Source organism: Oryzicola mucosus, assembly GCF_014534685.1.
Lineage (GTDB): Bacteria > Pseudomonadota > Alphaproteobacteria > Rhizobiales > Rhizobiaceae > Oryzicola > Oryzicola mucosus.
This window is the reverse complement of sequence record NZ_JACVVX010000002.1, coordinates 596,701-611,076: the sequence shown is the minus strand read 5'-3', so window position 1 is coordinate 611,076 and position 14,376 is coordinate 596,701. Positions and strand designations below refer to the sequence as shown.

The window sequence follows — 14,376 nt, the reverse complement described above, 5'->3', positions numbered from 1 at the left end:
TATCTAGCGTTCCGCAGACGCACGATTCGCAAACCGTTGCACGGCGTCTCTCCAGGACTACCAGACGAAAGCAATTCATGAGCGACCAGTCAGAAAACCTTCCTGGCGAACAGGCCGAATATGGCGCCGATTCGATCAAGGTGCTGAAAGGCCTAGACGCCGTCCGCAAGCGGCCAGGCATGTATATCGGCGACACAGACGACGGCTCCGGCCTCCACCACATGGTGTATGAGGTCGTCGACAACGCCATCGACGAAGCGCTTGCCGGCCATGCCGATCTCGTCACCGTCACGCTCAACCCGGACGGGTCGGTCACCGTGACCGACAACGGTCGCGGCATTCCCACCGATATCCACACCGGCGAAGGCATTTCAGCTGCCGAGGTCATCATGACCCAGTTGCATGCCGGCGGAAAGTTCGACCAGAATTCCTACAAGGTGTCCGGCGGCCTGCATGGCGTCGGCGTCTCCGTCGTCAACGCGCTGTCGGCCTGGCTGAAGCTGAAGATCCGCCGCAATGGCGGCATCTACGAGATGAGCTTCACCCATGGCGTGGCCGACGCGCCGCTGAAGATGACGGGCAGCTACGAGGCGAACAAGACGCCTGGCACCAATGAGGGCCGCAGCGGCAGCGAGATCAGCTTTTTCCCCTCGGCCGAGACCTTCACCATGGTGGAGTTCGATTATGGAACGCTGGAGCATCGCCTGCGCGAACTCGCCTTCCTGAACTCCGGCGTTCGCATCGTCCTCAGCGACAAGCGTCATGCCGACATCAAGGTGCAGGAGCTGTTCTATGAAGGCGGGCTGGAAGAGTTCGTCAAATATCTCGACCGCTCCAAGAAGCCGCTGACCTCGGCGCCGATTGCCATCCGCGCCGAGCGCGACGGCATCACGGTCGAGGTCGCGATGTGGTGGAACGACAGCTACCACGAGAACGTGCTGGCCTTTACCAACAACATCCCGCAGCGCGACGGCGGCACGCACCTCGCCGGCTTCCGCGGCGCGCTGACCCGCCAGATCATCGGCTATGCCGACACGTCCGGCATCGCCAAGAAGGAAAAGGTGTCGCTGACCGGCGACGATTCACGCGAAGGCCTGACCGCCGTTCTCTCGGTGAAGGTGCCCGACCCGAAATTCTCGTCGCAGACCAAGGACAAGCTTGTCTCCTCCGAAGTGCGGCCGGTTGTCGAAAGCCTGGTCAACGAAGCGCTGGGAACGTGGCTGGAAGAACACCCCACCGAGGCGCGCGTCGTCATGGACAAGGTGATCCAGGCCGCGGCGGCGCGCGAGGCCGCGCGCAAGGCGCGCGACATCACCCGCAAGAGCGCCATCGGCATCACATCGCTGCCCGGCAAGCTGGCTGATTGCCAGGAGAAGGACCCGGCGAAGTCTGAAATCTTCATCGTCGAGGGTGACTCCGCCGGCGGCTCCGCAAAGGGCGGCCGCTCGCGCCAGAACCAGGCCATCCTGCCGCTGCGCGGCAAGATCCTGAATGTGGAGCGGGCGCGTTTCGATCGTATGCTCGGCTCGGAGATGATCGGCACGCTGATCACGGCGCTTGGCACCTCGATCGGCAAGGACGAGTTCAACGCCGACAAGCTGCGCTACCACAAGATCATCATCATGACCGACGCCGACGTCGACGGCGCCCACATCCGCACCTTGCTGCTGACCTTCTTCTTCCGGCAGATGCCGGAACTGATCGAGCGCGGCCATCTCTACATCGCCCAGCCGCCGCTCTATAAGGTTTCGCGCGGCAAAAGCTCGCAATATATCAAGGATCAGGAGGCGTTCGAGGAATTCCTGATCAACAGCGGGCTCGACGAAGCGTCGTTGACGCTGAGCACGGGCGAGGTCCGCGCCGGAAAAGATTTGCGCGCCGCAGTCGACGACGCGCTCGCCATCCGTCATCTCATCAACGGCCTGCACACCCGCTACAACCGTAGCGTGGTGGAGCAAGCAGCCATCGCAGGCGCACTCAACCCCGACATCTTCACCGACCTGGGCCGCGCCAACGCCATGGCCGAGACCATCGCAAAGCAGTTGGACGTGATTGCGGAGGATACCGAACGCGGCTGGACCGGTCGGGTTTCGACCGCCAATGACGGCTCCGGCGGCTATCTGCTTGAACGTGTGGTGCGCGGCGTCAAGGAATTCGCCCAGCTCGACATGGGGTTGGTCAACTCGGTCGATGCACGCGCGCTGGAGCGCTATGCCCAACGGCTCGGCGAGGTCTATGCCGAACCGCCCGTCCTGCGTCGTCATAGCATCAGCGAGACGATTTCCGGTCCGCTGGCGCTTCTGGAAGCCGTGTTCGCCACCGGTCGCAAAGGCCTGACGCTGCAGCGCTACAAAGGTCTGGGCGAGATGAACGCCGAGCAATTGTGGGAAACCACGCTCGATCCGAATGTGCGCTCGCTGCTGCAGGTCAAGGTGAACGATGCGACCGACGCCGACAGCCTGTTCTCGCGGCTGATGGGCGACGAAGTCGAACCCCGCCGTGAGTTCATACAGGACAATGCGCTCAGCGTTGCGAACCTGGACGTGTGATCGCTTTTGTGGGCCGGTCATCCGGCCCACATCTCAGTTCAAACCTCGACGGTCTTCAGCCGCTCGGCAATCAGGGCGGCCAGCTTTGCTGCAACCTCGTCCTTGCCCATCTCGGGCCATTGCTCGATGCCGGATTTGGAAACGATGCGCACCGTATTGCGGTCGCCGCCCATAACGCCGCCCGCATGCGAGACATCGTTGGCGACGATGAAATCAGCGCCTTTCCTGGCAAGTTTCGCTTGGGCGTTCTGCACGACATCTCGCGTCTCGGCGGCAAAGCCGACAACGAGATAAGGCCTTAGCACGTGGTGACCGATGCCGGCGAGAATGTCCGGGTTTTCGGTCATTCTCAGCGTCGGCGCGCCCTCGCCCGCAACCTTCTTGATCTTTTCGCCCTCTTCGCTTTCCGTGCGCCAATCGGCGACGGCGGCGACGAAAATCGCCGCGTCGGCGGGCAGCAAGGCTTCGACAGCATCCTTCATCTCGCGCGCCGTGTCGACATGTGTGGTCTTCACGCCTGCCGGGTCGGGGATCGAAACGGGTCCAGAGACAAGACGGACATCCGCGCCCAGCCGCGCCAGAGCTGCGGCCAGCGCATAACCCTGCTTGCCGGAAGAGCGGTTGGCGATGTAGCGCACCGGGTCGATCGGCTCATGCGTCGGACCGGAGGTGATGACGATCTTGCGGCCCGACAGTGGTTTCGGGCTGGCGTCGAGCAGCGCCTCGACGGCTTCCACGATCTCCAGCGGCTCGGCCATGCGGCCTTCGCCAGCCTCGCCGCTCTCGGCCATCTCGCCCTTGTTTGGGCCGACGAACAGAACGCCGTCCTTTGCCAGGGTTGCGCGGTTGCGCATGGTGGCGGGATGCGACCACATCAGCGGATTCATCGCCGGCGCCATCAGCACCTTCTTGTTTGTGGCAAGAAGCGCGGTGGAGGCGAGATCGTTGGCAAGACCGCCGGCGAGCTTGGCCATCAAATCGGCGGTAGCCGGCGCCACCACGATCAGATCGGCTTCGCGCGACAGCCTGATATGGCCGACATCGTGCTCGTCCTGCCGGTCGAACAGCTCGGTGAAAACGTGATCCGCCGTCAACGCGCCAACCGACAACGGCGTGATGAACTCCTGCGCAGCTGATGTCATGACAGCCCGCACCGAGGCACCGCGCTCGCGCAGCCGCCTAATCAGGTCGAGCGTCTTGTAGGCCGCGATGCCACCGCCGATGATCAGCAGGATCCGCTTGCTGGAAATGGTCATCGAGCCTCCCAAGGATTTACCAGATTGACGCCGCAATCTTCGAAATCACGGATATTGCGTGTCACGACCTGAAAATTTGTTCGCCTCGCAATGGCTGCGATCTGGGCATCAAATTCGCCGATCGGTCTACCGGCCCCGCGCCTTTGGGCTACGACTTCGGCAAATATATCGGCATCTTCCTTACCGAATGGCAAAACGGCATTCGTCATCACCTGACTGAAAAAATCATGGATGAAGCCAGCAAGCCGCTGCTTTCTCGCCCCCTCCGGCAAAAGCCATAGGCCCAGCATCAACTCTGCCCGCGAAATCGCGGTAACCCAATAGTGCGACCGATCATTGCCATCCATCCAAGCCAAGACCTCCGGCGCGGGTTGCGGCACGAAAATCTCAGAAATGACGTTCGTATCAAGAATGAACATCATTCAAAGCGCGGGGGCTCGCGCATCGCCTGGCTTCTTTCGGGGATATCAAGCTCAAAGGCTCCGTATTTTTCTTTCAGGATTTCGACCGACTGAGAAAACGTAAGTTGCCGCTCACCAGGCGCAAAATCGCGCTTGACCGAATCGCGAAGCACATCCCGCACCTCCTGCTCCATCGACACGCCGCGTTCAGCGGCGCGCTTGCGCAGCGCCTTCTTGATGTCTTCGTCGAGATTTCGAACCGTAATGGCGCCCATGGCTTCGCTCCTATCCTCTCAAGATAAGCGCAAGCTCCGATGCATGCAATGCTAGCACTGCTATCAGACGATGTGCCAAGCGACGTAGAGCAGCGTCAGCGCGATGACCCAAAGCGCGATACGGCCGGAGCGCGTGTGCCGCGCCTCGGCCCTGCCGATGGCGCGCGCGGTGGCATCGTCGAAGCGCAGGCCGTTTTCCGCCATGGCGTCGATCTCGCGCGACAGCCTCTCGGTCCGCGCCACGAACTCGGGTACCTGGCGCAGCAGGGACAGCGCCGAAGCGGCGCCGTCGCGTGCATCGACAAACAGGCCGCGCGGGCCGAGATTGCCGGCGATCCAGTTACCGACGACCGGCTCAGCCGTCTTCCACATGTTGAACGCGGGATCGAGGGTGCGTGCGACCCCTTCGACCACAACCATGGTTTTCTGCAGCAGCACCAGTTCCGGCCGCGTCTGCATGTCGAACAGTTCGGTGACTTCGAACAACAGCGTCAACAGCTTCGCCATCGAGATGGTCTCGGCCGGCTGGCCGTGGATCGGTTCTCCGATGGCGCGGATCGCCTGGGCGAAGGCGGCGACATCGTGGCTGCGCGGAACGTATCCGGCTTCGAAATGCACTTCCGCCACCCGCATGTAGTCCCGCGTGATGAAACCGTAGAGGATTTCAGCGAGAAAGCGCCGTTCCTTCTTGCCGAGACGGCCCGAAATGCCGAGATCGACCGCGACGATGGTGCCATTGGCTTCCACGAACAGATTGCCGGGATGCATATCGGCATGGAAGAAACCGTCGCGCAATGTGTGCCGCAGGAAGGACTGGATCAGGTTTGCGGCGATTGCCTTGAGATCGTGGCCGGCAGCGCGCAGCGCCTCGACATTGTTCATCTTGATGCCGTCGATCCACTCCATGGTGAGCACGTCGCGACCGGTGCGCTCCCAGTCGACCGAAGGCACACGAAAGCCGGGATCCTCGGCGGTATTCTCGCCGATCTCCGACAATGCGGCTGCCTCCAGCCGCAGGTCCATCTCGATCTTGGTTGTCTGGGCCAGCGTCTGGGTCACCTCGACGGGCCGCAGCCGGCGGGAGGACGGGATGAACCTCTCCTGCAGTCGCGCAGCCAGGAAATAGCTTTCCAGATCCTGGAAGAAGCGGCGGCGCACGCCGGGGCGGATGACCTTTACCGCGACCTTCCGCTGGCCCCTGTCGTCCAAGACATGGGCCGGGTGCACCTGCGCGATGGAAGCTGCCGCCACCGGCTGTCCGAGATCGGTGAACAGCGCCGTAACGGGCCTGCCCAACGAGCCTTCGATGGCTGCGATCGATGCGGCCTGCGGGAAGGTCTGCATCCGGTCCTGCAGTTGCGCGAGATCGAGCGCGATGTCGTTTCCGACCACGTCGGGCCGGGTCGCCAGGAACTGGCCGAGCTTCACATAGGATGGCCCCAGCCGCGCAATCGCATTGGCGAGGCGGTCGCTGCGGCGGTATTTCCGCGCGCCATGCCGGGTGAACAGCTTGGCAAAACGCCAGCCGAGCTTCGGCATGCCGGACAGCTCTTCGCCGGGAAGTGCTGCGACGACACCCTCCCGCACGAGAATCCAGCCGGCATGCGCCAGCCTGAAAGAAGCTCCGATCGAACTCATGCCAGAACCGTCAAAGCTTCCAGCCCGAATGCAGGGCGGAGATGCCGCCGGAATAGTTGCGGAAGCTGACGCGGCTGAAGCCGGCGCGCGAAATCATCGCGGCGAAATTCTCCTGGTTGGGGAATTTGCGGATGGATTCCACGAGATAGGCGTAGGGTTCGCCGTCGCCGGTGACCATCTTGCCGATACGGGGAATGGCCTCGAACGACCATTTCTCGTAAATCTTGTCGAGGATCGGCATTTCGACATCGGAGAATTCCAGGCACAGGAAGCGCCCGCCTGGCTTGAGCACGCGAAACGCTTCAGACAGCGCGACGTCGATGCGCGGCACGTTGCGGATGCCGAAAGAGATCGTATAGGCGTCGAAGGTTTCGTCGGGAAACGGCAATTCCTCGGCGCTCGCCTCGACGAAATCGACATTGTCGGCGAGTCCGCGCTTACGCGCCCGTTCCTCGCCCACCGACAGCATCGAGCCGTTGATGTCGAGCACGGTCGCGCGGGCATTGCCATGCGACGCGTCGACGATGCGGAAACCGATGTCGCCCGTGCCGCCTGCGACGTCAAGCACGTGCCAGCCCGCTCGTTTTGAAGGATTGAGCCAGGAAACCAGCCCATCCTTCCACGCGCGGTGCAGGCCCGCCGACATCAGATCGTTCATGATGTCGTAGCGTTTCGCAACCTTGTGGAAGACGTCGTTGACCAGACCCTGCTTTTCACCGGGGCCGACAGTCTTGAAGCCGTATGAGGTTTCCATCCCGCCTTGGGCGGTCGTCCGTTCTTCTGACATGATCGTGTCCAATCAAATTCGGCGGGACCATAGCCGATCACACCCCACCGCGCTATTTCTTTAAGCGCGGTGTTCGGCCGCGCTTCACGAAGGAATTACGCATGCCATTGAAAGCCGAACTACACTGCCACATCGAGGGTGCGGCAGCGCCCGAACTGGTGATCCGGCAGGCGCAGAAATACGGCAAGGAGACTTCCGCTTATATTCAGGACGGTGCCTTCGTCTGGCACGATTTCACATCGTTTCTCGCGGCTTACGACTTCGCGGCCGATCTGTTTCGCAGCGAGGAGGACTACGCCAAGCTGGCCGATCACTATCTGTCCAGCCTTGCCCGCGAAGGGGCAATCTACTCAGAAATCTTCACCTCGCCCGACCATGCGACCAAGGCCGGCCTGTCGCCGCAAGCCTATACCGATGCGCTGGGCGAAGGCATGCAGCGCGCCATGGCCAAGACCGGCATCGAGGCGCGGATGATCGTGACCGGCGTGCGCCATTTCGGCGTCGAATCGGTCGAGGCGGCCGCGCGCTTCGCGGTCAGGTGCAAGCACCCGCTGGTGACCGGCTTCGGCATGGCGGGAGAAGAACGCCACGGCGACGTCGAAGACTATGTCCGCGCCTTCGAGATCGCCCGCGAGGCAGGCCTCGGCATCACCGTCCATGCCGGAGAACTGGCGGGTTGGGAAAGCGTGCAGGCCGCGCTGGATCACATTCGCCCTGCCCGGATCGGCCATGGCGTACGCGCCATCGAAAACCCCGATCTGGTGCGCCGCATCGCCGACGAAGGCGTGGTTCTGGAGTGCTGTCCCAGTTCGAACGTGGCGCTGAAGGTTTATCCGGATTTCGCTCATCACCCCTTCCCGGCGCTGAAGGATGCCGGCTGCAAGGTGACGCTCAATTCCGACGATCCGCCCTATTTCTGGACCTCGCTGAAACGGGAATACGACATCGCCGCTGAAGAGTTCGGCATGAGCGAGAAGGTGCTGATGGGCATTACGCGCACGGCAATCGAAGCCGCCTTCGTCGACCGCAAGACCAAGGCAGCGCTTCTGGCGCGGCTGGACGGGCATAAAAGGTAATTGAAGGTTCGTAATTCCCGGGTGGAGCCGAGCGCAGCGCGGCGGAAACCCGGCAATCCATTCTGTGACCAAAGACACAGGCATTTCGGTTCAGAAAAAACTGCAATTCCGAACCGTGGCCGATCATGGAAATGTCACGGAATGGATACCCGGGTCGCGCTCGGCTTCGCCTCGCTTGCCCGGTATGACGAATCAGATGGACAACGCGAACGCATTGCCTTCGAAGCAATCAGCGCCTCGGCCGATGCGCTTAATGGCCTCCACCATTCTCCCCTCCCGGCCCAGGATGATGTCGGCAACGGCGATGAGCCGCGGATTGGGCGTGGCCGACGGCGAAAGCCGCCGTAAAGTGGTTGCAAGCTCTTCTTCGTCGCGGTGGGGCGCAAGCGCCGATGCGATGATGTAGGCGGAGGCGGTCGACCGGCTGACCCCGGCAAAGCAATGGATCAGAAGCGGCGCCGAACGGTCCCAGCTGTGGGCGAAATCGAGCAGCGTTCGCACATGCTCCTCGCCCGGCAGCATCAAGCCGTCCTGCGCTTCGAAGATATCGTTCATCGACAAGTAGAGGTGATCCTGCTCGGCTATGCCAGCCGGACGAATGACCGGCGTTCCCGCATTGAGCAGCGTGATCATGCGGCGCGCGCCGATGCTTTCGGCGGTTTCCGCGACCTTCGACAGCGGACAGACATGGATCAAGAGCGCGGCTCCCCCTCATTGCGCCACGTCTTCAGCGCGGCTTCAAGTCTCGACCACTCCGCTTCCGAGCCCGGCAGACCGCAGCGCAATTGGCTCGGTCGATCGGCGAAGCGACGCAGCAGAATACCCTGGCGGCCGAGCGCCTGAAATAGATCGGAGGCGCTAGCCAGGTCGATGTGGCGGAACAGGCTTGTGCCGCCCTTGACCGACACGCCGGCCGACGAGAACAGCGCGTCCAGCCGTTCGGCCCCGTCCGTCAGCCGCGCCCGCACGGCATCCTGCCATGCCGTATCCGCCAGAGCCTTCAGCCCATAGTCGAGCGCTGGCCCCGCCACCGACCAGGGCCCGAGTTGTAACGACAGCAGCGCCGCCGTTTTGGAATCGGCCAGCGCGAAGCCGAGCCGGACACCGGCAAGGCCGAAGAATTTGCCAAAGGAACGCAGCACGACCACCCCGCCTGCGACGACATCGCCCGCAAGGCTCTCGGCGCGCGGGCCGACATCCATGAACGCTTCGTCAACGACGAGAAGCCCGCCCTTCTTTCTGAGATGCGCGGCAAGGCCGAGCAGATTTTCGCGCGAGACGATGCGCCCGTCGGGATTGTTCGGATTGACCACGACAGCCAGGTCGGCATCGGCGAGTGCTGCGAAGTCCGCAACCTCCGTCACCGCATGCCCGGCGATGGCAGCGGCACGGGCATGTTCCCGATAGGTCGGGCCAAGCACCAGTGCTGTGCCCGGCGCAACGAGCGAGGCCACGCGCGGCAACAGGATCTGCGTTCCGGGTGCGGGAACCACATGGACCGCGGAGGGAACGCGATAGGCGGCAGCGGCCACCTCGGCCAGTTTGCGCGCGGCGCCCGGCTCTGGAAGCCGCGTCAAGGTTGTGGCGGGCAGGTCGAAAAGCGGATAGGAGTGCGGATTGATCCCCGTCGACAGGTCGAGGATCGGTTCGGGAGCCTTGGGAAACAGCCGTCGCGCTGTCTCGATGCTGCCGCCATGCTCGACCGGTTTCACCTCGCCCAGAAGCGCCATGTTTTTTCCGCTCGCCTTCCTGTCGCTTCTTGCCGAACTGTGCCTCGGCTATCCCGACCGTCTGGTCAGGGCTGTCGGCCATCCCGTGATCTGGATCGGCAGGCTGATAACCTGTCTGGACAAAAGCCTCAACCGCGCATCCGACAGCGACACGATGCGTCGCGTCCTGGGTGTCGTGGCGCTGCTGGTCATCGTGCTGGTTCCGGCGGGCATAGCCGATGGCCTGGCCCAACTGTTCGGCCTCGTGCCTTTCGGCATCGTTCTGACTGCGCTGGCCGCCAGCACGCTTCTGGCCCAGCGCAGCCTGGCGAGCCATGTAGCAGCCGTTGCCGAAGCGCTCGAAACCGGCGGGCTGCCTGCCGGACGCAAGGCGGTGTCGATGATCGTCGGCCGCGACCCCGAAGCGCTGGACGAAGCCGGCGTCAGCCGCGCGGCCATCGAAAGCCTGGCGGAGAATTTTTCCGACGGCATCGTCGCGCCCGCTTTCTGGCTGGCTGCCGGCGGCTTCGCAGGGGGCGCTGCCTACAAGGCCGCCAACACCGCCGATTCGATGATCGGCCACAAGACCGAACGGCATGGCGCCTTCGGCTGGGCGGCGGCGCGCTTCGACGACCTTATCAACCTGCCGGCGTCGCGGCTGACGGCATTGCTGATCGTGCTCGCCGCAGTTCTTGTTCCGGGCGCCGATCCGGCACGGGCCTGGAAAGCCGTCTGGCGCGACGCGAAGAACCACCGGTCGCCCAATGCCGGCTGGCCGGAAGCCGCCATGGCCGGCGCGCTTGGGCTGGCGCTCGCCGGTCCCCGATCTTACGGCGGCGTGCTGGTCGACGACAGTTTCATGGGCGAAGGCGGCCGCAGGCAAGCCAATGCCGCCGACATTCGCAAGGCGCTGCGGCTTTACTGGAGCGCCGATCTGATCATGGTCGCCGGCTTCGGCTTGATCGGTCTGCTGCTGTGGTAGGAATGGTCGTATAACCGCGCATCATCGCCGGCCCGAGCCTTGGCACGACAACCGCCGATACAGTCGTCCGCCGCACTACGGCAACATGGAGCGCCAGCCAAACCACAGCCGCGTTTGCTAATCTTCTTCGGGCCGCTCGGTCATGACATGATCGACAAGGCCCCATTGCACGCCTTCCTCGGCGGTCATGAAGTGGTCGCGATCGAGGGTGCGTTCGACCTCCTCGACCGTGCGGCCGCAATGTTCGGCATAAAGCCGGATCATGCGCCGCTTGGTCTTCTGCATCTCCTCGGCATGGATGAAGACATCTGACGCCTGCCCCTGGAAGCCGCCAAGCGGCTGATGCACATGCAGGCTGGCATTGGGCAGTGCGGCGCGATGCCCCGGCTCGCCCGCCATCAGCAGAAACGAGCCCATCGATCGCGCGGTGCCCATGCACAGCGTGTATACCGGCGCCTTCAGAAACTGCATCGTATCGTACATGGCGAGCCCGCTGGTCACCACGCCGCCATAGGAATTGATGTAGAGATGGATCGGCTTCTTGGGGTTCTCGGCCTCGAGAAACAGCAGTTGCGCGCAGACGAGCGCGGACATCGTGTCGTTGACCTCGCCATTGAGGAAGATGATCCGCTCGCGCAGCAGCCGGGAATAAATGTCGAAAGACCGCTCGCCACGGCTGGATTGTTCGACCACCATAGGGACGAGTTGCATCGCTTCGCGCATCGGCGAACTCCTTGCGTCAGTTGGAAGTGGGGTTTGGCTGTCAGGCGGCGCGCATCATGGCCGGTGGGCTGTTGGAATTCGCCGCCTCCAGCCTTTCTGGAAGCGCCATCCGATGGATGATCCGGAACAGCGTGCCGCCATCATCCGCCGGGCTCAGTTCGAAGGTGACTTCGCTCTCACGGAACGGCGCGTCCTCGTCGCGCAAGGCGTAACGCACCATCTCTCCCGGTACGATCGACAAGGGCGCCTGGTCGGCCAAGACCTTGTTCGGCAGCCAGTGCTCGCGATATTCCGGAATCGTCACGGCGCGCCAGACCTTGGCGGGCGGTGCGTCGAGTTCATATTCGAAGGTCTGCTGTGCGTCGCCGGCGCGGTCCGTCATTGGTCCATATCCTTCAGCAGGGTCTTGAGATCGTCGATGCGCGCCGGCCAGTAGGCACGGTATTTGGCGAGCCATTCGCCGATGCTGGCGAGCCCATCCGGATCCACTTCATAGTTGACGAAGCGGCCCTGCCGCTGCTCGCGCACCAGCCCGGCGGCGCGCAGAACGGCGAGATGCTGCGACATCGCCGGCTGGCTGATGCTCAGCCCCTCGCGCAATTCGCTGGCATTGTGCCCGCTCGTCGCCAGACGCTCGAAGATCGTCCGGCGGGTCGGGTCGGCAAGCGCCTTGAATATCTGGTCATGCGTCATGACAGATACATAAGCACGGACTTATTTCATTGGCAAGCGGCAATAGTTGCGCAATGATTCAGGCGGCTAAACTTGCGACGCTTCCTTCGTGGAGAGGCGATAGAATATGAAAAATTAGCTGCGCAAGTCCCCCTCACCGGCTCGCTGCGCTCGCCACCTCTCCCCCATTTTGTGGGGGAGAGGAACCCAAGTTCTGCGGAGAATGCGCCTTTCGAAGGAGCGGTTCCTCTCCCCCGGGCAGGGGGAGAGGTGGTTTGCGAAGCAAACCGGTGAGGGGGTGCCTCACACGATCTGCGATAGTTTTTCTCCACCAGAGGGGAGATGTCCGCCCTTCGGCAAGCGCAGGAGGACAGAGGGGGCAACCTGGAGCGCTTGCCGAACCGACGATTCCTAGGCAACGGGTGCTGACCCTAAAACTCGATGCCCTGTTGCGCCTTCACCCCGGCGGAGAAATGGTGCTTCACGGACCCCATCTCGGTGACGAGATCGGCGGCGTCGAGCAACAGCGGCTTGGCGTTGCGGCCAGTGACGACGACATGCAGGCCCTCGCGGCGTCCACTGAGTTCAGCCACGACGGCGTCAAGATCGAGGTAATCGTAGCGCAGCGCGATGTTGAGTTCGTCCAGCACGACGAGATCGATGCTTGGGTCGGCCATCAGTTCCCGCGCCTTGGCCCAAGCTACCTCGGCGGCCGCGATGTCGCGCTTCAGGTCCTGGGTCTCCCAGGTGAACCCCTCGCCCATCGTGTGCCAGACGACCTTGTCTCCGAACGCAGCAAAAGCATCCTTTTCGCCGGAATGCCATGCGCCCTTGATGAACTGAACGACGCCGACGCGGCGGCCATGGCCCAGCATGCGCAGCGCAAGCCCGAAGGCCGCGGTGGTTTTGCCCTTGCCCGGGCCGGTGTTGACGATCAGCAGGCCTTTTTCGACCGTTTTTTCCGCCACCTCGGCATCCTGCACGGCCTTGCGCTTTTCCATCTTGGCGCGGTGGCGCTCGGCGTCCTTGTCGTCGATGTCTTTCATCACTTCACTTTCATCGGCAGGCCGGACACCATGAACAGAACGGTGTGGGCATGAGCGGCGACGCGCTGGTTGAGCCGGCCGGCGGCATCGCGGAACCGACGCGCCAGCGCATTGTCGGGCACGATGCCCAGCCCGACCTCGTTGGACACGACGAACCATGGCCCGCGCGGACGCGACAGGACATCGGCCAAGCGAGCGCTCTCCTGCTCGACATCATGGCCCGCCAGCATCTGGTTGGACAGCCACAGCGTCAAACAATCCAGCAGCAGCGGCGCACCATCGGGCAAAGCATCGAGGGTCTCGGTCAGGTCGAGCGGCGCATCCAGCGTCACCCAATTGGCGTCGCGCCGGGCACGGTGAATGGCGATGCGCTCGCTCATCTCGTCGTCATAGGATTGCGCCGTGGCGATATAGGTCCACGGTGCGGGGAGCGCGCTGACGAGCTGCTCGGCATGCGCGCTCTTGCCGGAACGCGCGCCGCCGAGCAGGAAGGTCAGGCGGGCTTCAGGCAAAGCTGCCGCGCAGTGCCGGCTGGCCTAGGAAACGGCTGCGGATCATGCCTGCGACCGCGCCGAGAACCAGCCAGAACACCAGATTGGTGATGGTGACCGCGACGACGAAGCTGTGGTGCAGGTCGGCCGGGACCGGCGACTCATGCGATTCGGGCTGCGGCGCGCCGATGACATGCGGCAGCACGATCAGCGCCACGCCCAGAGCCGCCAAAGGCAGCGACTTGCGGAACGCGATCAGCCAGAGACCGGCGGCGGTGGCTATCACCGTTCCGACCCACCAGACCTGGCGCGCGACGAGATCGGCAGCCGGCATGGCCGGCAGTTCGGGCGGCAGGCCCAGACCCGGTGCAAGCGTGAAGACGGCAAAGCCGGCAAAACCCCAGAACAGCCCGTTGCGCCAGCTGGAAATCCCACCCGACAGTTCGGAAACGGCAAGCAGGACCAAGCCGAAGCCGATACCGCTCAAGGCATTGGCGGCGGCGGTGAAGAAGAAGCGCTCGAAGCCGTCCGCCGGCGCCCAGCCTTCCTCGTCATGATCGTGGCTGTGTGGCGCAACCGCCTGCTCGCCCGCAGCGGGGGTGCCATGGTCGTGCGGCGCAGCCTCGCCAGCATTTTCGAACGTTTCCGCCTGGAGGATCAGCGGCACGGTGGCGAAGCTTTGCAGGGCAGCCAGGACGATACCCGCGCAAAGCCCGGCGAGCGCCGCGATGAACACGACGTTACGAAACAATGTCATGATGAAATTCCCCG

The 14,376-nt window shown here is 63.3% G+C and carries 16 protein-coding genes; 3 read left to right on the top strand and 13 right to left on the bottom strand.

The window, feature by feature from the left end; translation table 11 throughout:
* Positions 1-77: 77 nt before the first annotated feature.
* Positions 78-2,549, top strand: a complete 2,472-nt coding sequence (gyrB, locus tag ICI42_RS09375; protein ID WP_188164276.1) for a DNA topoisomerase (ATP-hydrolyzing) subunit B — start codon at positions 78-80, stop codon at positions 2,547-2,549.
* A 38-nt stretch (positions 2,550-2,587) separates the two neighbouring features.
* On the opposite strand, the gene coaBC is transcribed toward gyrB, so the two are convergent.
* The 5 genes from coaBC to ubiE all read right to left on the bottom strand — a co-directional run bounded on the left by coaBC (position 2,588) and on the right by ubiE (position 6,906).
* On the bottom strand, positions 2,588-3,805 hold the full coding sequence (coaBC, locus tag ICI42_RS09370; RefSeq protein WP_188164275.1) for a bifunctional phosphopantothenoylcysteine decarboxylase/phosphopantothenate--cysteine ligase CoaBC: 1,218 nt from the start codon (positions 3,803-3,805) through the stop codon (positions 2,588-2,590).
* On the bottom strand, positions 3,802-4,227 hold the full coding sequence (locus tag ICI42_RS09365; RefSeq protein ID WP_188164274.1) for a type II toxin-antitoxin system VapC family toxin: 426 nt from the start codon (positions 4,225-4,227) through the stop codon (positions 3,802-3,804). Before ICI42_RS09365 ends, coaBC begins: the two co-directional genes overlap by 4 nt.
* Positions 4,224-4,481: a FitA-like ribbon-helix-helix domain-containing protein gene (locus ICI42_RS09360; protein WP_188164273.1), complete on the bottom strand. Its 258-nt coding sequence runs from the start codon at positions 4,479-4,481 to the stop codon at positions 4,224-4,226. The genes ICI42_RS09365 and ICI42_RS09360 overlap by 4 nt, the downstream gene beginning before the upstream one ends.
* Before the next feature lie 63 nt (positions 4,482-4,544).
* A complete protein-coding gene (gene ubiB / locus ICI42_RS09355; protein WP_188164272.1) occupies positions 4,545-6,119 on the bottom strand; it encodes a 2-polyprenylphenol 6-hydroxylase in 1,575 nt (524 codons plus the stop codon).
* 10 nt (positions 6,120-6,129) lie between these two features.
* Positions 6,130-6,906 (bottom strand): bifunctional demethylmenaquinone methyltransferase/2-methoxy-6-polyprenyl-1,4-benzoquinol methylase UbiE, encoded by a 777-nt coding sequence (gene ubiE, locus ICI42_RS09350; RefSeq protein ID WP_188164271.1) that lies wholly within the window; start codon positions 6,904-6,906, stop codon positions 6,130-6,132.
* A gap of 101 nt (positions 6,907-7,007) precedes the next feature.
* On the opposite strand from ubiE, the gene ICI42_RS09345 reads away from it, so the two are divergent.
* Positions 7,008-7,982 (top strand): adenosine deaminase, encoded by a 975-nt coding sequence (locus ICI42_RS09345; protein WP_188164270.1) that lies wholly within the window; start codon positions 7,008-7,010, stop codon positions 7,980-7,982.
* Between the two features lie 192 nt (positions 7,983-8,174).
* Here ICI42_RS09345 and ICI42_RS09340 read toward each other — a convergent pair whose 3' ends face one another.
* Together ICI42_RS09340 and cobD are read right to left on the bottom strand one after the other, a co-directional pair.
* On the bottom strand, positions 8,175-8,678 hold the full coding sequence (locus ICI42_RS09340) for a tyrosine phosphatase family protein (RefSeq protein ID WP_188164269.1): 504 nt from the start codon (positions 8,676-8,678) through the stop codon (positions 8,175-8,177).
* Positions 8,675-9,712, bottom strand: coding sequence for a threonine-phosphate decarboxylase CobD (cobD, locus tag ICI42_RS09335; RefSeq protein WP_188164268.1), 1,038 nt, complete (start codon positions 9,710-9,712; stop codon positions 8,675-8,677). Before cobD ends, ICI42_RS09340 begins: the two co-directional genes overlap by 4 nt.
* Here cobD and cbiB point away from each other — a divergent pair.
* Positions 9,711-10,673, top strand: a complete 963-nt coding sequence (gene cbiB / locus ICI42_RS09330; protein WP_188164267.1) for an adenosylcobinamide-phosphate synthase CbiB — start codon at positions 9,711-9,713, stop codon at positions 10,671-10,673. The genes cobD and cbiB overlap by 2 nt on opposite strands.
* Before the next feature lie 117 nt (positions 10,674-10,790).
* On the opposite strand, the gene ICI42_RS09325 is transcribed toward cbiB, so the two are convergent.
* The 6 genes from ICI42_RS09325 to ICI42_RS09300 form a co-directional block, all read right to left on the bottom strand.
* The gene (locus ICI42_RS09325; protein WP_188164266.1) at positions 10,791-11,396 is read right to left on the bottom strand and encodes an ATP-dependent Clp protease proteolytic subunit; all 606 of its coding nucleotides are present in this window, start codon (positions 11,394-11,396) and stop codon (positions 10,791-10,793) included.
* Between the two features lie 40 nt (positions 11,397-11,436).
* Positions 11,437-11,778 (bottom strand): SRPBCC family protein, encoded by a 342-nt coding sequence (locus tag ICI42_RS09320; protein ID WP_188164265.1) that lies wholly within the window; start codon positions 11,776-11,778, stop codon positions 11,437-11,439.
* Positions 11,775-12,089, bottom strand: a complete 315-nt coding sequence (locus ICI42_RS09315; RefSeq protein ID WP_188164264.1) for an ArsR/SmtB family transcription factor — start codon at positions 12,087-12,089, stop codon at positions 11,775-11,777. Before ICI42_RS09315 ends, ICI42_RS09320 begins: the two co-directional genes overlap by 4 nt.
* A gap of 410 nt (positions 12,090-12,499) precedes the next feature.
* A complete protein-coding gene (gene cobO / locus ICI42_RS09310; protein ID WP_188164263.1) occupies positions 12,500-13,114 on the bottom strand; it encodes a cob(I)yrinic acid a,c-diamide adenosyltransferase in 615 nt (204 codons plus the stop codon).
* Positions 13,114-13,626, bottom strand: coding sequence for a bifunctional adenosylcobinamide kinase/adenosylcobinamide-phosphate guanylyltransferase (gene cobU, locus ICI42_RS09305; protein WP_188164262.1), 513 nt, complete (start codon positions 13,624-13,626; stop codon positions 13,114-13,116). The genes cobO and cobU overlap by 1 nt, the downstream gene beginning before the upstream one ends.
* The gene (locus ICI42_RS09300; RefSeq protein WP_188164261.1) at positions 13,619-14,362 is read right to left on the bottom strand and encodes a CbtA family protein; all 744 of its coding nucleotides are present in this window, start codon (positions 14,360-14,362) and stop codon (positions 13,619-13,621) included. The genes cobU and ICI42_RS09300 overlap by 8 nt, the downstream gene beginning before the upstream one ends.
* Positions 14,363-14,376 lie beyond the last annotated feature (14 nt).